This is a genomic window from Ruegeria arenilitoris, assembly GCF_013030985.1.
Taxonomy (GTDB): domain Bacteria; phylum Pseudomonadota; class Alphaproteobacteria; order Rhodobacterales; family Rhodobacteraceae; genus Ruegeria; species Ruegeria arenilitoris_B.
Map to the genome: position 1 here is coordinate 18,388 of NZ_WPYP01000017.1, position 20,688 is coordinate 39,075.

22 protein-coding genes and 1 pseudogene are annotated in these 20,688 nt (G+C 59.5%); 7 read left to right on the plus strand and 16 right to left on the minus strand.

The features are described 5' to 3' along the window. Positions 1 to 70: 70 nt before the first annotated feature. Positions 71 to 769 (minus strand): 50S ribosomal protein L1, encoded by a 699-nt coding sequence (gene rplA / locus GOX88_RS22570; protein ID WP_170407486.1) that lies wholly within the window; start codon positions 767 to 769, stop codon positions 71 to 73. A 1-nt stretch (position 770) separates the two neighbouring features. Continuing rightward, a complete protein-coding gene (rplK, locus tag GOX88_RS22575) occupies positions 771 to 1,220 on the minus strand; it encodes a 50S ribosomal protein L11 (RefSeq protein ID WP_010440985.1) in 450 nt (149 codons plus the stop codon). A 382-nt stretch (positions 1,221 to 1,602) separates the two neighbouring features. Here rplK and GOX88_RS22580 point away from each other — a divergent pair, with 382 nt between their 5' ends. Further along, entirely contained in the window at positions 1,603 to 2,868 is a 1,266-nt protein-coding gene (locus GOX88_RS22580; RefSeq protein ID WP_170407489.1) for a peptidoglycan-binding domain-containing protein, read from the plus strand. Between the two features lie 88 nt (positions 2,869 to 2,956). Here GOX88_RS22580 and GOX88_RS22585 read toward each other — a convergent pair. Beyond that, positions 2,957 to 3,071: pseudogene (locus GOX88_RS22585) on the minus strand (transcription termination/antitermination protein NusG); the annotation flags it as partial. A 297-nt stretch (positions 3,072 to 3,368) separates the two neighbouring features. Between GOX88_RS22585 and GOX88_RS22590 the strand changes: the two are divergent. Beyond that, complete coding sequence (locus tag GOX88_RS22590) at positions 3,369 to 4,127, plus strand: hypothetical protein (RefSeq protein ID WP_217354292.1); 759 nt, start codon at positions 3,369 to 3,371, stop codon at positions 4,125 to 4,127. After that, on the plus strand, positions 4,124 to 4,888 hold the full coding sequence (locus tag GOX88_RS22595) for a hypothetical protein (protein WP_170407495.1): 765 nt from the start codon (positions 4,124 to 4,126) through the stop codon (positions 4,886 to 4,888). Before GOX88_RS22590 ends, GOX88_RS22595 begins: the two co-directional genes overlap by 4 nt. Positions 4,889 to 5,020: 132 nt before the next feature. Here GOX88_RS22595 and nusG read toward each other — a convergent pair whose 3' ends face one another. From nusG to GOX88_RS22630, 7 genes are all read right to left on the minus strand, one after another. After that, positions 5,021 to 5,554 carry a transcription termination/antitermination protein NusG gene (gene nusG / locus GOX88_RS22600; RefSeq protein ID WP_170407498.1) on the minus strand — a complete coding sequence of 178 codons (534 nt, stop codon included), beginning with the start codon at positions 5,552 to 5,554 and terminating at the stop codon, positions 5,021 to 5,023. A gap of 199 nt (positions 5,555 to 5,753) precedes the next feature. Continuing rightward, positions 5,754 to 5,951 carry a preprotein translocase subunit SecE gene (gene secE / locus GOX88_RS22605; protein ID WP_170328797.1) on the minus strand — a complete coding sequence of 66 codons (198 nt, stop codon included), beginning with the start codon at positions 5,949 to 5,951 and terminating at the stop codon, positions 5,754 to 5,756. A gap of 68 nt (positions 5,952 to 6,019) precedes the next feature. Next, complete coding sequence (ccoS, locus tag GOX88_RS22610; RefSeq protein WP_170335604.1) at positions 6,020 to 6,178, minus strand: cbb3-type cytochrome oxidase assembly protein CcoS; 159 nt, start codon at positions 6,176 to 6,178, stop codon at positions 6,020 to 6,022. A gap of 5 nt (positions 6,179 to 6,183) precedes the next feature. Further along, positions 6,184 to 8,361 (minus strand): heavy metal translocating P-type ATPase, encoded by a 2,178-nt coding sequence (locus GOX88_RS22615; RefSeq protein ID WP_170407500.1) that lies wholly within the window; start codon positions 8,359 to 8,361, stop codon positions 6,184 to 6,186. Positions 8,362 to 8,365: 4 nt separating this feature from the next. Next, complete coding sequence (locus GOX88_RS22620) at positions 8,366 to 8,824, minus strand: FixH family protein (protein WP_170407503.1); 459 nt, start codon at positions 8,822 to 8,824, stop codon at positions 8,366 to 8,368. A gap of 1 nt (position 8,825) precedes the next feature. Further along, positions 8,826 to 10,253: a cytochrome c oxidase accessory protein CcoG gene (gene ccoG, locus GOX88_RS22625; RefSeq protein WP_170407506.1), complete on the minus strand. Its 1,428-nt coding sequence runs from the start codon at positions 10,251 to 10,253 to the stop codon at positions 8,826 to 8,828. 101 nt (positions 10,254 to 10,354) lie between these two features. After that, the gene (locus GOX88_RS22630; protein WP_170407508.1) at positions 10,355 to 11,230 is read right to left on the minus strand and encodes a LysR family transcriptional regulator; all 876 of its coding nucleotides are present in this window, start codon (positions 11,228 to 11,230) and stop codon (positions 10,355 to 10,357) included. Between the two features lie 100 nt (positions 11,231 to 11,330). Between GOX88_RS22630 and GOX88_RS22635 the strand changes: the two genes are divergently transcribed. Then, positions 11,331 to 11,468, plus strand: coding sequence for a hypothetical protein (locus tag GOX88_RS22635; protein ID WP_170407511.1), 138 nt, complete (start codon positions 11,331 to 11,333; stop codon positions 11,466 to 11,468). Positions 11,469 to 11,605: 137 nt separating this feature from the next. On the opposite strand, the gene ccoP is transcribed toward GOX88_RS22635, so the two are convergent. Genes ccoP through ccoN form a run of 4 tightly spaced genes read right to left on the minus strand, consistent with a single transcriptional unit; the run spans position 11,606 to position 15,012 of the window. Further along, complete coding sequence (gene ccoP / locus GOX88_RS22640) at positions 11,606 to 12,469, minus strand: cytochrome-c oxidase, cbb3-type subunit III (RefSeq protein WP_170407514.1); 864 nt, start codon at positions 12,467 to 12,469, stop codon at positions 11,606 to 11,608. Next, positions 12,466 to 12,651: a cbb3-type cytochrome c oxidase subunit 3 gene (locus GOX88_RS22645; RefSeq protein WP_170328812.1), complete on the minus strand. Its 186-nt coding sequence runs from the start codon at positions 12,649 to 12,651 to the stop codon at positions 12,466 to 12,468. Before GOX88_RS22645 ends, ccoP begins: the two co-directional genes overlap by 4 nt. 10 nt (positions 12,652 to 12,661) lie before the next feature. Beyond that, complete coding sequence (ccoO, locus tag GOX88_RS22650) at positions 12,662 to 13,390, minus strand: cytochrome-c oxidase, cbb3-type subunit II (protein WP_170407518.1); 729 nt, start codon at positions 13,388 to 13,390, stop codon at positions 12,662 to 12,664. A 14-nt stretch (positions 13,391 to 13,404) separates the two neighbouring features. Continuing rightward, positions 13,405 to 15,012 carry a cytochrome-c oxidase, cbb3-type subunit I gene (gene ccoN / locus GOX88_RS22655; protein ID WP_170407520.1) on the minus strand — a complete coding sequence of 536 codons (1,608 nt, stop codon included), beginning with the start codon at positions 15,010 to 15,012 and terminating at the stop codon, positions 13,405 to 13,407. A 194-nt stretch (positions 15,013 to 15,206) separates the two neighbouring features. Here ccoN and GOX88_RS22660 point away from each other — a divergent pair, with 194 nt between their 5' ends. Then, entirely contained in the window at positions 15,207 to 16,046 is an 840-nt protein-coding gene (locus tag GOX88_RS22660; protein ID WP_170407523.1) for a universal stress protein, read from the plus strand. Positions 16,047 to 16,086: 40 nt separating this feature from the next. On the opposite strand, the gene GOX88_RS22665 is transcribed toward GOX88_RS22660, so the two are convergent. Beyond that, positions 16,087 to 16,338, minus strand: a complete 252-nt coding sequence (locus GOX88_RS22665) for a GlsB/YeaQ/YmgE family stress response membrane protein (RefSeq protein ID WP_170407526.1) — start codon at positions 16,336 to 16,338, stop codon at positions 16,087 to 16,089. A 74-nt stretch (positions 16,339 to 16,412) separates the two neighbouring features. Beyond that, positions 16,413 to 17,156: a transcriptional regulator FnrL gene (gene fnrL / locus GOX88_RS22670; RefSeq protein WP_170407531.1), complete on the minus strand. Its 744-nt coding sequence runs from the start codon at positions 17,154 to 17,156 to the stop codon at positions 16,413 to 16,415. Positions 17,157 to 17,217: 61 nt separating this feature from the next. On the opposite strand from fnrL, the gene hemN reads away from it, so the two are divergent. Beyond that, positions 17,218 to 18,573 (plus strand): oxygen-independent coproporphyrinogen III oxidase, encoded by a 1,356-nt coding sequence (hemN, locus tag GOX88_RS22675; RefSeq protein ID WP_170407534.1) that lies wholly within the window; start codon positions 17,218 to 17,220, stop codon positions 18,571 to 18,573. Positions 18,574 to 18,748: 175 nt separating this feature from the next. Continuing rightward, positions 18,749 to 20,677: an elongation factor G gene (locus GOX88_RS22680; protein WP_170407537.1), complete on the plus strand. Its 1,929-nt coding sequence runs from the start codon at positions 18,749 to 18,751 to the stop codon at positions 20,675 to 20,677. Positions 20,678 to 20,688 lie beyond the last annotated feature (11 nt).

The window sequence follows — 20,688 nt, forward strand, 5'->3', positions numbered from 1 at the left end:
CAAGGCCAAAAGAAATTCCCGGGCAGTTCACACCACCCGGGACCAAATCTTTGCAACTTTGCGTTAAGGCTTATTCGCCCGCCGCAGCCGCCACGTCCAGAGTCACGCCCGGGCCCATGGTCGAGCTCAGTGCGATTTTCTTCATGTAGGTGCCCTTGGCGCCCGACGGCTTGGCCTTGGCAACAGCCGAGACGAAAGCACGGACGTTTTCGGCCAGCTTGGCTTCGTCGAAGGACGCTTTGCCAACGCCAGCGTGCACAACGCCGCCTTTTTCCGCCTTGAACTGAACTTCACCGCCCTTGGCTGCTTCCACGGCCGCTTTCACGTCCATGGTCACGGTGCCGACCTTGGGGTTCGGCATCAGGTTGCGGGGGCCCAGAACTTTACCCAGACGACCGACGATCGGCATCATGTCCGGGGTGGCAATGCAGCGATCGAATTCGATGGTGCCGCCCTGAATGGTTTCCATCAGGTCTTCTGCGCCAACGATGTCCGCACCTGCTTCTTTCGCTTCGTCGGCCTTGGGGCCGCGAGCGAAAACAGCAACGCGCATCGCTTTACCGGTGCCGTTCGGCAGACCGACAACGCCGCGAACCATCTGGTCTGCGTGGCGGGTGTCAACGCCCAGGTTCAGTGCGATTTCGATGGTCTCGTCGAATTTCGAGGTTGCGTTGGCTTTGACCAGGGCAACTGCTTCTTCGACCGACAGGTTTTCCTTGCCGGCGACAGCTTCGCGCGCAGCGCGGGTGCGTTTACCAAGTTTTGCCATCTTACTTCACCTCGATGCCCATGGAGCGGGCCGAGCCCAGGATGATCTGCATTGCGCCTTCGACGTCGTTGGCGTTCAGATCTTTCATTTTGGCTTCGGCGATTTCACGAACCTGCTTCGAGGTCACGGTGGCCACGGTCTCACGACCGGGGTTTTCCGCGCCACGGGGGCGGTTACGCTTGCCAACCGGCTTCAGACCAGCTGCTTTTTTCAGGTAGTAAGACGCGGGCGGCGTCTTGATGTCCATGGTGAAGGACTTGTCCTGATAGTAGGTGATCACGGTCGGGCACGGAGCGCCGGGCTCCATGTCTGCGGTCTTGGCGTTGAACGCCTTGCAGAATTCCATGATGTTGATGCCGCGCTGACCCAGCGCCGGACCAACTGGCGGCGACGGGTTCGCCTGACCTGCAGGAACCTGCAGTTTCATTGTACCAGCAAGCTTCTTGGCCATTTGGTTTTCCTTTCAACTTAGGTGAAACGCGTTCCACCTAGATTATGTTGCGTGGTCCGATCCGGGATCGCGATCCCAGCAACCTCCCACGAGAGAATCTCGCCCGAAGACGATAGGGGTGGCGTTTAAAGGGGAATGTTGGGGATGGCAAGCCCAGAGGCCACTCCATTCGGAGCAATCGAATCGATACCCCTGCAGGCTTTCAATTACTCAATGAAGGTGGACCGCTACAGATGTGATACCGCACTCCGCTAAGAACTTAATAGCACAGTAAAAAGACTGCATTAGCCTACTCTTCGGGCAAGATTTGGCCACAATATCACATTGATACTATCTGCCGTGCTATACTCCTGAAAATTGGTTTTTTCAGTGGAGGTTAATTATGATCATTCGTTTTGTAGTAGCGCTTGGTATCGCGGTTTCCTTTGCTGCGACCTCTCCTCAGATTGCACGGGCCGATGCAGGCGACTTCTTGGGCGGCGCTGTCGTCGGTGGAGTCGTCGGTTACGCAATTGGCAAGGACCAACAGAAGAAAAAGGCTCGGACGACGACAACGACGCGAACCTATCGGTCGGGCATACCGTCGACCACGCAAGGTGCGCAGACTCAGACAGCGCTCAACTATTTCGGCTACAATGCCGGAAGGGTTGACGGACAGGTCGGCCGCGGCACCCGTGGAGCGATCGAACGCTATCAAGTCTCAATGGGTTACCCTGTGAACGGCTATGACTTCCAACCGTATCAGCGTGATTTCCTGATGCAGGCTTACTACTGGGCGACCAGCGGCGGACAGGCTACAACCCAGCTTTCGGGCCAGCCGCTGCTTATGGCCTACCGTCAACAAGTCCATGGCGGTTCTGCTTTAGCGGCTGCGCCTCAGGCTCCGGTGACACCAGTACCTCTGGCTCCGGTGGCGGCTGCTCCTCAGGCCCAGGTAGCGCCCACGCCGGTTGCTACGCCTGAGGTGACCGAACCTCAGCCAGACGCGGTCGAAACCACGTCTGCCAGCCTGCCAAGCCTGTTTTCCGGCGGTACCGGAGGTCCTTCGCTCGCCAATCGCTGCAGCGCGGTTATGCTCCAAACGTCAACCAATGGCGGCTACACAACTCTGACAAACATGTCCGACCCTGATTTTGCGCTTAGCGAACAGTTCTGCCTCGCCCGCAGCTACGCAATGGGACGCGGTGAGGATTTGATGCAAGACATTCAGGGGCTGACACCAGATCAGGTGGCCGCTCAGTGCGACTCGTATGGTGAAATGCTGACGCCGCAGGTTGTTGCGCTGTCTCTAAGCTCAAAAGTAGACGCGGAAACCCAGATGCGTAAGCTTGCGTTGGATTCCGGGCACAGCCCCGAAGACCTCGCAGCAACAAGCAAGGTTTGCTTGGCAATTGGCTACCGCCAGGACAACATGGATACTGCGATCGGCTCTGCCCTGATGTTAGTAGCAATGGGTGAGCCTGCCTACGGAGAGCTGATCGGGCACCATCTGCGCGAAGGTTTCGGAGTGCAGCAACGCCGCGATCTTGCAATGCAATGGTATGATGCGAGCCTTTCCGCGCTGGACGCAGGGTCGGAAGCGGTCTTCTTGCCGTCTCAGTCCGACCGTCCGCAACTCTTGCGAGCGGCCATGGTGCAGGCTCAATAAGTCGAGGCACTAAATCGGCAATACCGAAACAAAAAAACGCCGCGTTGCCTAATGCATCGCGGCGTTTCGAAACTTGCTGCAACGCCGATCAACTCTGCTTTGCAACCTGAGTAAAATCCAGCTCGACCGAAGATCGAAACCGAAACCCTCAGCTTCTGGTTCCCGTCGTCCACGCTTTCGACCATGCTTTCGAAATCCTCGAAGCCCAAACTAAAAGGGGAAAGGAGGTGTGGGACGCGATAGCGCCTACGTTCACAGATGACCTGCTTGCCCCCTAATCGAGCCTTAACGCCGACTGGGATCAAAAGAACACAACAACTTTTTTGAATACATAAGTTGCTTACGAGACGAAGGCAGGTATCTTGGTGCAGCTTGTTGAAAAAAAGGGGTAGTCTGGGATGGCATCATCTCGACTAAACAGGGGGCTTCTGATTAGCGTTCTTGTCGCAATGTTGCCTGGCTGTGGCAGCAAGGCTCAGGATCGGGGCGCAGCGTCCGAGATGGCCGCGCAAACCGACAGCACCAACACCACTGCTTCGTTTGCGGCAACAGGAATTGATCCTGCCACCTATGCCGGTCGGTTTCAGATGAAACTGACCAAGGAAGTCCCGCTGCGCGATATTCCCGTTCCCTTCACTGTCTACAGCGGCCTCGAAGAGGCCAGCCCCACCCGTTTGCGGATAAGGGCATTCATGGACTTGCGCGGATTGCAGGAAAAGGCACCTCAGATACTGACCGGCCCCTTGGAAGAGAGCTGCAAGCGCCAAATCTATGTCGAGGTTCGAAACGTCACTGCCATAGGCGACACCGTAAAGATCGAAGGTTCAGCCCGTGCGCAGTTTACAAGGTGTAACAGGCGCGAAGAACCGGGTCTTCGTTACTTTGGGGCGACGGTAGACGCTGTTGCGGTCGCCAAGGCAGAGGTGAAGGGCCAATGCCTTACATTCAGCATTGAAGACGTTGATCTGAACCCGCGCGGGTTCATCGGCTTCATCTCCAACCTCTTCGGTCTGACCAATCGCATCAACGATGCCGTTCTGGACAAGGGTGGCGAGTTTTTGGCCGCCAACCCGGTTTGCCCGCCGCTGCCCGAAGAATTCACCGTTCTCGACCCGATCTACGAATCCGGAGGCACCCGCGAAATCGCTCCTGGCGGGATGGGAGCAGCTGTTGTCGGATCTGCTGATGTCAGCGCCGAGACAATAGTCAAAGTCCTTGGAGGGCTGAAAGAGCTTGGCGTATTGGAGTTTGCGGAATGAGACTTTGGTTGATTTTCCCGGTCTTAGTGGCCGCCGCTCTGGATGCCCGAGTTCCAGAAGCGCAACAAGTGAATTTTGTTATCGACGCGTCATTACCGGTACGTGATGCGGAACTTCCCTATACGCTTGATCTGAACCTCACCGCTGCGGCGCCCACACGGATCGGGGTGGGGGCTCTTCTCGACCTGCGTGAAATACAGAAAACTGTGCCAGAGCGGTTGGCTGACAACGCGGTGGTCGACAATTGCGGCCTGCAAGTCAGACTTGATGAACTGAGCGTTAATGCCCGGGGCGATGCGATAGATCTGGATGGGGATGTAACCATCACGGTCTTTGAATGCAGCCGAACCAGTGAACGCGACTTTCAGCGGGGTGACCAAAAAAAGGTTATCTCGGCGAACATGTCCACCGAAGCGACGGTCGAACTGCGTGACAATTGCGCTTATTTCAAACTCATTGATCTTACGCTTACTGCGCCTGAAGCACAGCGAGAGCAACTTCTGGAGGACGACACCCTCGACTCTGTAAAAAAGCTTATGCTGGCCGCCGTAGATCTTGTATTGAACGATACGCCATTGTGCCCGGAACTGCCGGCAGAACTGGCATCACTTGACCCGATTTATGACAATGGCGGTCCAAAAGAGATCGGAGAAGGTGGGCTGGGTGTCTTCCTGGAGGGGTCAGTGGATTTCAGCCCTTCGACAATCCTCGACATTCTGACAGTCCTTCAACAAAAAGACCTGATCCCCGGTCCGCCGTAGTTTCCAAGGTCTTTCAGTGTCACTGAAGTAGCCAGCCCTTTGTCTTCGGGCCTTGAAACCGGCTCGTTACAACAACAAAAACGCCGCGATGCTTATGGCATTGCGGCGCTGCAAAATACGTTGAGAAGCTGTTTAGCTCTGCTTGGTAACCTGTGTAAAGTCCAGCTCGACCGGGGTTTCGCGGCCAAAGATCGAGACCGAAACCTTCAGCTTCTGGTTCTCGTCGTCCACGCCTTCGACCATGCCGTCGAAATCCTCGAACGGGCCGTCGTTGACCTTGACCTTCTCACCGATTTCGAAGGTGATCATCAGCTTGGGCGCTTCTTCACCTTCCTGAACGCGGTTGAGGATCTGGTTCACCTCGGCGTCGCGCATCGGCATCGGGCGGCCTTGCGGGCCCAGGAAGCCGGTGACGCGGTTGATCGAGTTCACAAGGTGATAGCCCTGATCCGACATTTCCATGTGCACCAGCACGTAGCCGGGCATGAAACGGCGTTCGGTTGTGACCTTCTTGCCCCGGCGCACTTCGATCACCTCTTCGGTGGGCACCAGAACCTCGTCAATATCGTCCTCAAGGCCCTGCTCGGCCACCGACGTGCGGATCTGCTCTGCGATCTTCTTTTCGAAATTCGAAAGAACGCTGACCGAGTACCACCGTTTCGCCATGAACCTGTCGTCCTTGTTTACTTTCGGTGCGTTCGGAAGGCCGCAAGCACCGTCATTGAAATTCTATCGCATCACCCGGAACAAAAAGCGGCGCGCAGCCCGAATCGCCGCACGCCCATTCCGAATAGTACCGCGTCACCTACTCTGACATCGCGCGCTGTGCAAGGGGGCAGTGGCGTTTCCGCCTGCCCGGGGCCGTTTAGCTGAACGCGCCCAGGATCGCCTGAAGCCCGCCGCGAATGGCCAGATCGACCAGCGCAAAGAACACAGCCGTCAGCGCCGCCATGATGAACACCATGACCGTGGTCAGCAGAACTTCACGCCGGGTCGGCCAGACGACCTTTGAGACTTCGGCGCGGACTTGCTGAATGAACTGGATCGGATTCATAGTTGCCATTTGGCTTGGTTCTCTCTGCTAGCGGATGGGCCGGACATAACCGGGCATTGCGGCAATTTCAAGGGCCGTCAGGGCTTGGGCTTGTCGTCCCATTCATCACTGAGGATACGGCGCGCATCGCCTTCGGGGTCATCATACTGGTTCGACCGCACCGTATAGATGAACGCCACAAGGCCAACCCCGCCCAGCAGCAGGGAAATCGGTATCAGATAGGCCAGAACTTCCAAATTAACTACCTCAGACGCAGGGCGTTCAGGGACACGGTGATGGACGAAGTCGACATCGCCAGCGCCGCGATCAGCGGTGTGGCCAGACCAACCACAGCCAGTGGTACCGCGATGATATTATACACGGTGGCGATGCGGAAGTTTTCACGAATCCGTTTGGTCGCCTTCACCGCCGTATCGCAGGCATCCGCAATCGGGGCAAGATCATTGCCCAGTAGCACGATATCCGACGCCACACGCGCCGCATCCAGCGCCGAGGCCGGAGAGATCGACACATGCGCTGCCGCCAGCGCGGCGGTGTCATTCAGACCATCGCCGACCATCAGAACGTGACGGTCCTGCTCGCTCAGCTCCTGCACGCGGGCCGCCTTTTCCTGCGGCAGGGCCTGCGCAACCCAGTTATCAATCCCCAGTTTTGCAGCCAGCGCCTGCACCGCGCCCTGCGTGTCGCCGGAAATCAGGACAACGTCCTTGCCTGCGTCGCGAAGGGCCTGAACCGCCTCGGCCGCGCCGGGGCGCAGGCTGTCCGTGAACAGGAAGGTTGCGGGGGCTTGCCCGCCAACCGACAGCCAGGCTGCTGTCTGGTTCCCCTCTTCCGCGCCGGTCCATACCGCGCGACCCAGACGAACCTGCTGGCCGCGCCAGGTGCCTTCAGTGCCATAACCCGGAGCTTCGGTAATGCCCTTGAGGCTGGCCGGTTTGATCCCGGCTTCCCGTGCAGCTTTGGTCAGGGCCACCGACAACGGATGCGAAGACGCCTCAGCCAATGCCAGCGCGATCTCAAGGTCCGCGCGGGAATGATCGCCCAGATTGGTCAGCTCAGGCGTGCCCGAGGTCAGCGTGCCGGTTTTGTCGAAGACAACCGTATCGACTTCGGCCAGACGCTCCAGCGCGGTGGCGTGTTTGATCAGCATCCCCTTGCGGAACAGCCGCCCCGAGGCCGCCGTGGTCACCGCAGGCACGGCCAGACCCAGCGCACAGGGGCAGGTAATGATCAAAACGGCTGCGGCAATGTTCAGTGCGGTGCGGATGTCGCCGGAATAGATGTACCAGCCCAGAAAGCTGAGCGCCGACAGGATGTGCACACCGGGCGCATAAAGCTTGGCCGCCTTGTCCGCCAGCGAGGTATAGCGCGACCGGCCCGATTCAGCGATGGCAACCAGATCGGCCATGCGATGCAGCGAAGTATCCTCGCCCACAGCCGTCGCACGGATGGTCAGGGGGCCGGTCAGGTTGACCTCACCAGCACTGATGGTCAGGCCGGCCTCGGCAAAAACAGGCAGGGTTTCCCCGGTCAGCAAAGAGCGATCCAGTTCGGATTGACCAGAGACAATCTCACCATCCACCGGCATACGGCCCCCGGGGCGGACAAGGATCAGATCACCGACGGCCAGCGTGGCCACGGCAACCTCTTCTTCGGCCCCATCGACCAGCTTGATGGCACGGGGCACCTCGAGCGCCGTCAGTTCCTCGGCCGCAGACCGGGCGGCGGCACGGGTGCGGTAATCCAGATACCGGCCTGCCAACAGGAAGAAGGTCAGCGTCAACGCGGCGTCAAAATAGGCGTGCTCACCGCTGAGCGCGGTTTCCCACAGCGACGTCACCAGCGCCAGCACGATGGCCAGAACAATCGGCACGTCCATGTTCAGGCGTTTGACCCGCAGCGCGCTCCAGGCGTTGGCAAAGAAGGGCTGCGCGGAAAAGGCAATCGCAGGCAGCGCAATCGCCGCCGATATCCAGTGGAACATGTCGCGCGTAGCGTCCGATGCCCCCGACCAGACAGACACCGACAACAGCATCACGTTCATCGAGGCAAAGCCAGCCACCGCCAGCCGCATCAACAAGTCACGGCCCGCCTTGCCCGCCTGCGTGGCCGACAGGGCACCGGGGTCCAGCTCATGCGCCTCGAAGCCCGCATTCTCCAGAACCGGGATCAGGTCGGCGGCGCGCAGATCGGGTGCGGCTTTGATCATCGCGCGTTTCAGGGTCAGGTTCACCCGCGCATCTTCCACGCCGGGATGAGCGTTCAGTTCACGCTCGACCGTGGCTATACACGCCGAGCAGTGAATGCCCGGTAGCGACAGCGCGATCTGCACATCCTGCGGAATCGGGCGCGCCGGTTCCGCCGGGCTGGCGATGCAGCCCGGGCAGGCCGCCGTGCCGGATGTAAGCTGCGCCGTCATCCGTTCACCCCTTCACATACAGCGGCACACGCTGCGCGAACTCGGCGCCCGAGCTGTCCTTGGCCACCAGACGGATGTTCCAGTTGCCCTTGCCCAAAGCCGCAGGGGTTGCGTAGGTCTGACCGTCAAAGGTGAAATCGGGCGAGAAGTCCTCTTTCACATGGGTGGCTCGGCCAACTACAGCCTGCAATTCCGTCACTTCGACCGGGGCACCGGTCTTGTCGGTGATGTGCAGGATCAGCAACCCGCCGGACACCTCGGCACGGATGTTCCAACCCAGCGCTTGCTGTTCCTGCAGACGCTCATTGAACTCCTGACTGGCGACATACGAGTTTTTGACCTCGAGCCCCGGAAAGGTTTTCACCGCGCTATAGGCCAACACTAGGTTGACGGCGATGATCACGCCAAAGGCGGCGACGAACACCGCCAGGGCGTGCTTTCCGGTAAACTGACGCTCGGCCATCTTAGTTTCCTCGTCCGTTGAACGTGGTGTCCTTGTATGCCCGTTCACCACTTTCCACATCTTCGACCCAGATACGTACCGGAGTGGACGCCGCAGCCGCAGGTCCGGTGCCTTTCTCCGAAACGATGTAAACGCGGGTCAATTGTGCCGTATCTGCGGTGACATTAACAGTGCTGCCCTCGATCCCTTCGATTTGCAGCTGCAGCGCCGGATCACCGGCCAGCGTCAGCTCGAACGGCCGGTCCTCACCATGTTTGTTGCGCAGGCGCACGTCATAGGTGTTGCGGATGGTGCCGTCGGACAGGGTCACGAAGGTCGGGTTGCGCACCGGTGCCACGGTCAGATCGATATCCGAGCGGATGAACAGCGCGAACAGAAGGCCGAAACCGACCAGAGACCACAGGGACGTGTACATGATCGTCCGTGGCCGCAGGATGTGTTTCCAAACATTCTTAGGCGGCTGGCCCGCGCGTTCGTGGGTCTCATCGCTCAGCGCCATATAATCGATCAGGCCGCGCGGCTTGCCGATCTTTGCCATCATGTCGTCGCAGGCATCAATGCACAGGGCGCAGGTGATGCATTCCAGTTGCTGACCGTCGCGGATGTCGATCCCAACGGGGCAGACATTCACGCAGGCCATGCAGTCGATACAATCGCCCAACTCGGAATCCGCTGTCCGCTTACCCTTGCCGCGCGGCTCACCCCGCCATTCGCGGTAGCCGACGACCAGGGTGTCCTCATCCATCATCGCAGCCTGAATGCGCGGCCACGGGCAGGCATAGATACAAATCTGCTCGCGGGCGAAGCCACCGAACAGAAAGGTCGTGCCGGTCAGAATCAGAACGGTTGTATAGGCAACCGGATGGGCATTGCCGGTGACCAGATCGCGCAACAATGTCGGCGCGTCTGCAAAATAGAAAACCCAGGCGCCGCCGGTGGCCACGCCGATCAACAGCCACACGGTCCACTTTGTCAGGCGCAGCCGCGCCTTGCGGAAGTCCAGTTTTTCCTGCCGGTGCAAACGCAGACGGGCGTTTCTGTCCCCCTCGATCCAGCGTTCGACCAGAATGTAAAGGTCGGTCCACACTGTCTGCGGGCAGGCATAGCCGCACCACACGCGTCCCAGCGCCGAAGTGAACAGGAACAGGCCGAGGCCCGCCATGATCAGCAGGCCCGCGACGAAGTAGAATTCATGCGGCCAGATTTCGATCCAGAAGAAATAGAACCGCCGGTTCGCCAGATCCAGCAGTACCGCCTGATCCGGCAGGCTGGGGCCGCGGTCCCACCTGATCCAGGGCGTCAGATAATAAATCCCCAATGTGACCGCGAGGATGATCCATTTCAGGTTTCGGAAAGGACCGGACACGCGTCGGGGAAAAATGGGCTCCCTAGCAGCGTAAAGGCTGGGGGCGGGGTCGGAATCGCTCACGAGCTGGCTCCAGATGTGGCTGTTTTTTAGGCGTCTTGTCCCAAATCACAACGGGTCCCACTTTGACATGGGTCAAAAGCGCATCGCACAGACACCTTTTGTCACATGCGACCAGATTGCCGCCTGAGCCATGCCACAAAAACCTTGACAGCCGGCCGCAGCGCGGCGTCAGCGGTAACTATATGATAGCCCCGTTCACCGGGTTCGCAAAATAGTTCGACAATGCGACCTGCCTTTATGTCGTGTTCAACGAAATGCCGCGCCGTGGCAGTCACACCCTGCCCGGCGCGCAACCCCTCAAGCACAAGATTTCCCGGCAACACAATACGTCCGGCGCTAGGGCCGTGATCAACGCCTTGTCGGGCGAGCCACGAGGTCGCCTCGGTGGTTCCAAGCTCTTCAAGCCAGGGCAGCTGGCTTAGCTCGTCCGGGGTCATCGACGCCCTGCCCTGCAGCAGCGAGGGCGCAGCGACGATCACGATCGGGCTTTGCAGTAACAGTTCCGATGTCATACCGGGCCAGTTCCCATCCCCGTACCGGATCGCAACGTCCACCCCGCCCGGGCGCAGGCTGACCAATTCTGGCGAGGGGTCCAGCACCAGAGGGATATCGGGGTGGTCGAGTTGAAAAGCAGGCAGGCGCGGCATCAGCCACGAAGCCGCAAAAGACGCGGTCAGCGTAATGTGAACCGGACGATCCTCGGCCAGATGCATCAGGTCGGCCACCGCATCGCCGATGGCCCCAAACCCCAGATGCAGGGCGCGGGCCAGTTTCTCGCCTTCGGGGGTCAGGGTCATGGACTTTCCGCTTCGGTCCAGTAACGCGGCGCCCAGGTACTTCTCCAACGCGCGCAATTGCTGGCTGATGGCAGCGTGGCTGACATTCAGCATTGTACCCGCCTGCACTACATTTCCGGTTTCCGCAAAGGCATTGAAGGCCTTCAGCGACGCAAGGGGCGGCATCTTCAACCAATCCATATGTAAGTCTACCTTACACTTTCACATATCAATTGAGTCGCATTTCCGCGCCCGCAGATCAATCCTGAATCCAGTTGGACCCACATTCAGGAGAGATCAGATGCTGTCTATTCTTGCCAGAACTTTCATGGTCGCCACCCAAACCGAGCCGCGCGACGAACCTCCAAAGCCAAAGTGGCTTTCTGATGATCACTGGTGGAAGAAAAGCTTGCGCGCCAAAGGTTCGTGCTCCAAGTAATAGGTCCTCTGGACCGGTACATTGTGGATCACTAGTCTGGATATGTAGCACCGGCTGTTCAGGAAACGCGCGAACAGATGGAACAGCCGGTGCCTCAACCTTCGGGCGGCGAACCGTCCGAAGGTATTCCTTAAACCTTACTGACCACCACCAAGCTGGTGGACATAGGCAGTGACGGCGCGGATTTGCGCGTCGGTCAGACGGTTTTCCCAAGCAGGCATCACACCAAAGCGGCTGTAAGTGACCGTTTCGGTCAGAGCCTCTTCGCTGCCGCCATAGAGCCAGATCGCGTCGGTCAGGTTCGGCGCGCCCTGGAAGACATCGCCTTTGCCGTCTTCGCCGTGACAGGCCGCACAGTTGTCTTCAAAGACAACCTTGCCCGCCTGCGCCGCCGCATCGTCGGTCTGCGCATTGGTCAGCGACATGACGTACTGAACCACTTGGGTGATCTCGTCACCTTCAAGAATCTCGCCAAAGGCCGGCATCTCGGAATAGCGCGCATCGTCGCTTTCCTCGTTCCGGATACCGTGGGCAATTGTGTACTCGATGTCTTCGAGTGTACCGCCCCACAGCCAGGCGTCATCCAGCAGGTTCGGGAAGCCGGTGGCACCCTGCGCGCCCGAGCCGTGGCACTGCGCACACCATGTGCGGAACACAGCGCCGCCCGCGTTCACCGCATATTGCTGCAGCTCAGCATCGGCCGAGATTTGCTCCAGCGGAGTTTCAACCAGCTTGGCATTCCACGGCGCGTTGGCCTCTTCGAAGGAAACCATCTCCTCCTGCACTTCCGCGCGCGAGGACCAGCCGGTCACACCAGCCGTTGCCGACTGAACCAGGGGCCATGCGGGATACATGATCGTGTAGATCACACCCCAGATAATGGTGACGTAGAAGGTCCACAGCCACCAGCGGGGCATCGGGTTGTCGAACTCTTCCAAGCCATCCCAGCTGTGTCCGGTTGTCTTAGGATCGCCCGGCAGTTTTTCAGGTGTCTTGCTCATTGCCGCGCCTCCTCGGATGTGGCGGGTTTGTCTTGATGCCGGAACGGGATGTTGGCGGTGTCTTTGTATTCCTTGCTGGCACCGGGGCGGAAAACCCAGATCACGATGCCGACAAAGAACGCAAACAACAGCAGCAGCATCCAGCTATCCGCGAATTGCCTCAGGAGTGTATATTCTTCCATCACACCCTCCTTAGCGGCTCGCGTCCGGGGTAAAGGTCGAGAAGTCGACCAGCGTACCCAGCATCTGCAGATAAGCGACCAGCGCGTCCGCTTCGGTCAGTTCAGGCTGACCGTCGAAGTTGCGCACATTGACCTTGTCACCATAGCGTTCGAGCAGCCCGTCATAGTCGCTGTCCGGATCGGCTTGCGCGCGGAAATCGGCCTGCGCGTTATCGACCATCTCGTCGGTATAGGGCGTGCCAACCATGGCATTCGCCGCCATCACATCGCCGATATACTTGCCGTCGATCTTGCGATGCTCAAGGTAGCCGTATTTCGGCATCACCGATTCCGGCACCACCGACTGCGGATCGCGCAGGTGGTCCACCTGCCACTGGTCCGAATAGCGGCCACCGACACGGGCCAGGTCAGGCCCGGTGCGCTTGGAGCCCCACTGGAACGGGTGGTCATACATCGACTCGGCCGCCAGCGAATAGTGGCCATAGCGCTCGACCTCGTCCCGCATCGGACGGATCATCTGGCTATGGCAGACATAGCAGCCTTCACGGATGTAGATGTCACGTCCCGCCAGCTCAAGAGGGGTGTAAGGGCGCATGCCCTCCACCTTCTCGATCGTGTTCTCAAGGTAGAACAGCGGGGTGATCTGAACCAGGCCACCGATGGTCACGACCAAAAAGCTGAAGATCAGCAGGAGGGTCGCGTTGGTCTCGAGGATCTTGTGTTTGTCGAGAATTGCCATTGCTCCGGCCCTCCTTATTCAGCCGGGACCGCGACGGTCAGGCTGGCCTCTTTGGCCGGTGCCTTCCGCACAGTCATCCACAGGTTGTAGCACATGATCACAGCGCCAGCGACGAACAAGACGCCACCCAGAGCACGCACCACATACATCGGGAACTTGGCCGCCACGGTGTCAGCGAACGAGTTCACCAGGAAGCCGTTGGCATCCACTTCACGCCACATCAGGCCTTCCATGATACCGGTCACCCACATCGACGCGGCGTATAGCACGATGCCGATGGTGGCGAGCCAGAAGTGCCAGCTGACCATCTGCAGCGAGTACAGACGCTCACGCTTCCACAGGACAGGCACCAAGAAGTACAGCGCACCAAAGGTGATCATGCCGTTCCAACCCAGCGCACCCGAATGCACGTGACCAATGGTCCAGTCGGTGTAGTGGCTGAGCGAGTTCACAGCACGGATCGACATCATCGGACCTTCAAAGGTGGACATGCCGTAGAAGCCGACCGAGATCACCATCATCCGGATCACCGGGTCGGTACGCAGCTTGTCCCAAGCACCCGACAGGGTCATCAGACCGTTGATCATTCCACCCCAGGACGGCATCCACAGGATGATCGAGAATACCATGCCCAGCGTCGAGGCCCAGTCTGGCAGCGCGGTATAGTGCAGGTGGTGCGGACCGGCCCAGATGTACAGGAAGATCAGTGCCCAGAAGTGGATGATCGACAGCTTGTACGAGAACACCGGACGGTCGGCCTGTTTCGGGATGAAATAGTACATCATGCCCAGGAAGCCCGCGGTCAGGAAGAAGCCCACAGCGTTGTGGCCGTACCACCACTGGATCATGGCGTCCTGTACGCCCGACCAGACGATGACCGATTTCGAGCCCCAGATGCTGACAGGGATGGTCATGTTGTTGACTAGGTGCAGCATCGCAACGGTGACGATGAAGGCCAGATAGAACCAGTTCGCCACATAGATGTGGGGTTCTTTCCGTTTGACGACAGTGCCCAGGTAAACGGCCAGATAGGCGACCCAGACAATGGTCAGCCACAGGTCAACATACCATTCGGGCTCGGCGTATTCTTTCGACTGGGTCCCGCCCAGCACGTAGCCGGTCGCGGCCAGCACGATGAAAAGCTGGTAGCCCCAGAACACGAACCACGCCAGGTTGCCGCCCCACAGGCGTGCGGCACTGGTGCGTTGCACGACATAGAACGAGGTCGCGATCAGCGCGTTGCCGCCAAATGCAAAAATCACCGCCGAGGTGTGCAGCGGGCGCAAGCGGCCAAAATTCATGTAACCTTGCGCCCATTCGAAGTTCAGCGCCGGAAAGGCCAATTGGAACGCAATAAAGGTTCCCGCCAGAAACCCGACAACGCCCCAGAGGGCGGTTGCGATCACGCCGTAACGAATAACGCCGTCCATGTATTCGCCCGAACGATCCACGAGAATATCTGGCTCATCGGTATTTCTAAGCGTCCAGATGAACAAACCAACGGCGATCACCATCACCAGAATTGCGTGCACCTGATACGCCAAATCGCGTGCATAATTGGTTCCGATCGCCGCGAATATCGCGATCAGACCAAGCACGATCAGCTTGATGTAATTTGACATATTGCGTCCCTTTGCCATGCCCCGCGCGATTCTTTATGTGTCACAGGGCTTATTTGACTGGCTGCTGTTTTGTCGGACAGTGGCCAGAACTGCTTTGATCTGTGTCAAGACAATAGCCTGTTTTCTGTGACAATCGTAATCTTGCAGCTGGGTCATCAGGCCGCAGCAAGGCTCTCTGCAGGCACGAGGTCAAAATGGCTTACAAATCACTTCTCACCGTCATGACGGATACAGGCCAGAGCGATCCGGCTCTGGCCCAAATGGCTGCGCTGGCATCAGCGCAGGATGCACATATCGAGGCGCTCTGTCTTGGCGTCGACCGCAGCCAGACCGGGTATTATTACGCGGGTGCCAACGCCCTGATTCTTCAGGAAACACTGACCCGCGCCAACGCCGAAGCCGAGGAAATCCTGACCCACGCCAAAACCTATCTGGGCAAGACCGACACCCGCTGGTCTGCCGAAAGCGGGGTGGCGCAGATTTCGGACATCGGCCGCCATGTTGCCCATCGCGCACGGTTTTCCGACCTTGTCATCCTACCGCAACCCTATGGCGAAGATCGCGGCGCCGAGGCCGAGCCCATAGTCGAAGCCGCGATGTTCGAGGGTCACGCGCCGGTTCTGATCACGCCGCAGAACTCCGCACCGTTCGCACGGCCCGGCACGATCCTGATCGGCTGGAACGAAAGCGTCGAGGCCATGCGCGCCATTCGCTGCGCCCTGCCCTTCCTGATCGCGGCCGATCTGGTACGCATCGTCGTCATCGACCCGCCGCGCCACGGGCCTGACCGGTCGGACCCCGGCGGACTGCTGTCACAAATGCTGGCCCGCCATGGGGTGAAATGCGAGATTGACGTGCTGAGCAAGACCATGTCCCGCGTGTCGGACATCCTGAACCGGCACGCCGCAGACACCGAAGCGGACATGATCGTGATGGGGGCCTATGGTCATTCACGGTTCCGCGAAGCCATACTGGGCGGTGCGACCCGGAACATGCTGGAACAAGCCTCAGTACCGGTGTTTTTGGCCCACTAAGGCAACAATGATCGCAAAAGCCGCCCCCAGGGCGGCTTTTCTATCTTTTCACCAATCCGATCAGGAACAGCAGAATCACTGCGCCGATCGTGGCAAAGAAGATGGAGGAGAAGATACCGCCTCCGACAGCGAAACCCAGCGCGGGAAAGATCGTACCCGCCAGAAACGCACCCACGACGCCGACAATGACATTGCCGATCAGGCCAAAGCCGCGGCCTTCCATGATTTTGCCCGCCAGCCATCCGGCGACAGCGCCGATGACCAGCATCGCCAGAATACTACTGAATTCCATGATTTTCTCCCGAGGATTGCTTCCTTCGGGCCAAGTTAAACACGGCGCGCAGCCTCAGTCACGCCGTACGCGTGTCAGACCAGAAACCCGCCATCCGAGTCGTCGCCGGCCTCTTCCATCAGGCGCCCCATATCCGGGATCGTGACGTGGCGCTTACCTTCCAGCAGAATGACCTGTTCCTTTTTCAGGGCCGATATCTGACGGCTGACCGTTTCCAGCGTCAGGCCAAGGTAGTCCGCCATCGCCTCGCGGGTCAGGGGCAGGTCGAATACGATCGGGCCGGAATTGCCCTTCTTGTGGACCGAGGCATCGCGGCGGGCGATGATCGACAGCAGACTGGCAATTTTCTCACGTGCGGTCTTGCGCCCCAGCACCAGCATCCATTCGCGCGCTGCGTCCAGCTCGTCCAGTGTCATCTGCAGCAAACGATGCGCGATATGCGGCGTTTTGTTCATCAGGTCTTCGAATGGCTTCTTGCGAAAGCAGCACATGACCAGATCAGTTGTCGCCTGCACGTCATAGGGCGCAGAATCACGCCCCGGCCGGCCGACAAAGTCGCTGGGCAGCAAAAGGCCAACCATTTGCGTGCGCCCGTCCTCCATCGTCTGTGTCAACGATGCGATACCTGACACGACAGAGCCGACAAAATTCATCTGGTCCCCGGACCAGATGATCGTCTGGCCTGCTTCGAAACTGCGGTAATATTTAATGCCTTCAAGCTCTTCCAGCTCGTTCGCATCGCAATGCGCGCACACTGCGCGATGCCGGATGGGGCAGTCTCCACAGTTCGTATGGTCGATCTTGAATATCGGTGTCATGCGCGTTTCCACTTGATCTCGGTCAATGCAACTGGCCGGTCCGTCCCTTAAACGTATCGCCATGATAGTGAAACCACAATTGGCAAAGCTTGGACTTTTTGACGCGAAAGTACCGCGTTACACAAGCTACCCCACCGCTCCCCACTTCAGCAATGATGTGGGGTCAAGTCTTTATAGCGACTGGATTTCCGGCCTCAAGCCCGGAAGTTCCGTATCGCTGTACATTCATGTCCCCTTCTGCCGCAGGCTGTGCTGGTTCTGTGCCTGCCGGACGCAGGGCACGCAGACGGACAACCCGGTCATCGCCTATGTCGACGTGCTGAAGGCTGAGCTGGACCTGCTGGCCGAGCGTCTGCCCGAGGGGATCACCCTGTCGCGCCTGCATTGGGGTGGCGGCACGCCGACCCTGCTGAACCCGGATCTGATGCGCGATCTGGCGGCACGGATTCTGGACGTGGTGCCGCTGGGACCTGACGCCGAGTTTTCGGTTGAAATCGACCCGAATGAGATCGACGAAGGCCGTCTGGATGCGCTGGCCGAGGCCGGTATGAACCGTGCCTCGATCGGGGTGCAGGATTTCGACGACGAGATTCAAAAGACCATCGGGCGTATCCAAAGCTATGACACCACCCGCGCAGCCGTGGACATGATCCGCGCGCGGGGGATCAACAGTCTGAACGCCGACATCCTGTATGGCCTGCCACATCAGACCAAAACCCGGATGACGGAAAGCGTGCAAAAACTGCTGTCACTCAGCCCGGATCGGGTGGCGCTCTATGGCTATGCGCACGTACCGTGGATGGCCAAGCGGCAACAGCTGATTCCCTCGGACGCCCTGCCCACCCCCGAAGAGCGGCTGGACCTGTTCGACACCGCCCGCCGTCTGTTCATGTGGGACAACTACGCGGAAATCGGCATCGACCATTTTGCAACGCAGGATGATGGCCTGACCCACGCGCTGAAAGCCGGGCGGCTCAAGCGGAACTTCCAGGGCTATACCGACGATCAGGCCGAGGTTCTGATCGGTGTCGGCGCCAGCTCGATCTCGCGCTTCCCGCAGGGCTATGCCCAGAACGCGCCCGCGACGTCCGCCCATACCAAAGCGATCCGCGAAGGGCGATTCTCGACCTCGCGCGGGCACTTGTTCAAAGGACAGGACATCTTGCGTTCGCGGCTGATCGAGGCGCTGATGTGCGATTTCCAGATCGACAGCGCCGAGATTCTGCGCGACCACGATATCACAGCCGCCGAGCTGCAGGGCATGTATGACGACGCCAACAGCGCCTTTGACGGGTTGCTAAGCATCAGCGAGGACGGGTTGTTCATCCCGCCCGAGGCGCGCCCGCTGACCCGCATGATCGCACGCAGCTTTGACGCCTATGATCTAAGTAAAGCCGGCCACAGCTCAGCAATCTGACCCGCCAAGAGGTCAGGACTTGACGCGACGGGTCGGTTTTTCACACACTTGCAGGGCGGGCGACACCTCGCCCGCACCTGAGGCAGGCCGAGTAACAGACAATTGCGCCGACGCATTCGCGTAAGGCTACCCTTTTCGTGCAGTCGATCTGCAATTTGAAAGAGGGACAGCACCTATGCGCGTTTTCACCGTCCTCGGCCCCAGCCAATCGGGCAAAACCACCCTGGTCGAGGCCATCAGCCGCCTCGATGACCGGCCCACCACATTCGATGTATCCGGAACCGTGCATTTGCACGGTTTTTCTTACTTGGACGAACCCTGGTGCGCGATTGACGTCGATGGCGGCGGCGACAATCTGGCTTATGTCGGCCCCGCCATGGCGATCTCGGACGCTGCCGTGGTGGTCGTCCCGCCCGACCCGAACGCGGCCGTCCTGTGCGCCCCCTACCTGCGGCTGGTCGAAGAGGCGGGCATTCCCTGTTTCCTGTTCATCAACCGTATGGATCACCCCAATGGCCGCATCCGCGACATCATCGCGACGTTGCAGACCTATTGCACCCATCACATCGCTCTGCGTCAGGTGCCGATCCGCGAGGGCGACACAATCATCGGCGCGGTCGACCTGATCTCGGAACGGGCTTGGAAGTATCAGGAGGGGCAGCCTTCAGCCCTGATTGAGCTGCCGCAATCGGTCGAGGACCGCGAACAGGAGGCCCGCACCGAGTTGTTGGAAACCCTGTCGGATTTCGATGACCATCTGCTGGAACAACTGATCGAGGACAAGCAGCCCCCCAGTGCCGAGGTCTATGATCTGGCCGCGCAAGTGCTGCAGAACCACCAGCTGATCCCGGCCTGTCTGGGCGTGGCCAGCCACGGCAACGGCCTGACCCGGCTGATGAAGGCGCTGCGGCATGAGGCACCCGAGTTCAACATCGCGGCCAACCGCGACGAAGCCGCCGAAAATGCCCGCGCCATCGCCGGATTCGCCGATGTGAAAAAGCATATCGGCAAGATCGTCGTTCTGCGTGGTTTGGGCGATGGCGTGAAAGCGCATGAGAATCTGGGCGGTGAAACCGTCGGCAACCTGACCACGCTGGACGCCAAGACGCAGATCGCGGATCTGCCTGCTGGACAGATCGGGCTGGCGGTCAAGTCTGACCACCTGAACCCCGGCAACCTGTATGACAGTACCGAGGCGACACCGCTGCCGGAATGGGCCTCATCCCATCCCATCGCTTTCCGCCAAATCGTGTCCCCGGCCCATGAGCGCGACGACGTGCGCCTGTCAAACGCCCTGACCCGTCTGGTCGAGATCGACCCCGGCCTGCATCTGGAACAGGATGAACTGAGCGGTCACGCAGTCTTGGGCTCGCAAGGGCCGCAGCATATGCGGCGCGTCACCGCCAAGCTGGCCGAGGATTTCGGCATTGAGATCGCGACCGAGCAGGTGGAAACCGCTTATCGCGAAACCATCCGCGCGCCCGTCGAACATCGCCACCGTCACCGCAAGCAATCCGGTGGCGCGGGGCAGTTTGCCGATGTGGTGATTTCGGTCGCGCCGATGCCGCGCGGGGCGGGCTTTCAGTTCGAGGAAATCGTCAAGGGCGGTGCAGTTCCCAAGAACTATATCCCCTCGGTCGAACACGGGGCCAAGGACGCGCTGGCGCAAGGCCCCGAGGGCTTTCCGGTGGTCGATGTGAAAGTCACGCTCAGCGATGGCAAACACCACAATGTGGACAGCTCCGACTATGCCTTCCGCACCGCCGGCAAGAACGCCGTGCGCGAGGCTCTGCCGCAGGCCAAACCCGTGGTCTTGCAACCGATCCTGAATGCTGAGATTCACCTGCCCTCGGATTTCGTGGGCGATCTGGTTCCGACCATCAGTTCATTGCAGGGCCAGGTGCTGGGATTTGAAGGCAATCCCAACGCTTCGGGCTGGGAGATTTTCAACGCCCAGCTTCCCGCCGTGGCCGAGGACGAGCTGCACCGCACCCTCGCCAGCGCCACGCGCGGCACCGGCTGGGTCAAGCTGAGCTTCGATCACTATGAAGAGTTGCGCGGGCCGGTGCCGAAATCAGCTTCAAAAGAAACGGCCAACGCCTGAGCAAATTTGCT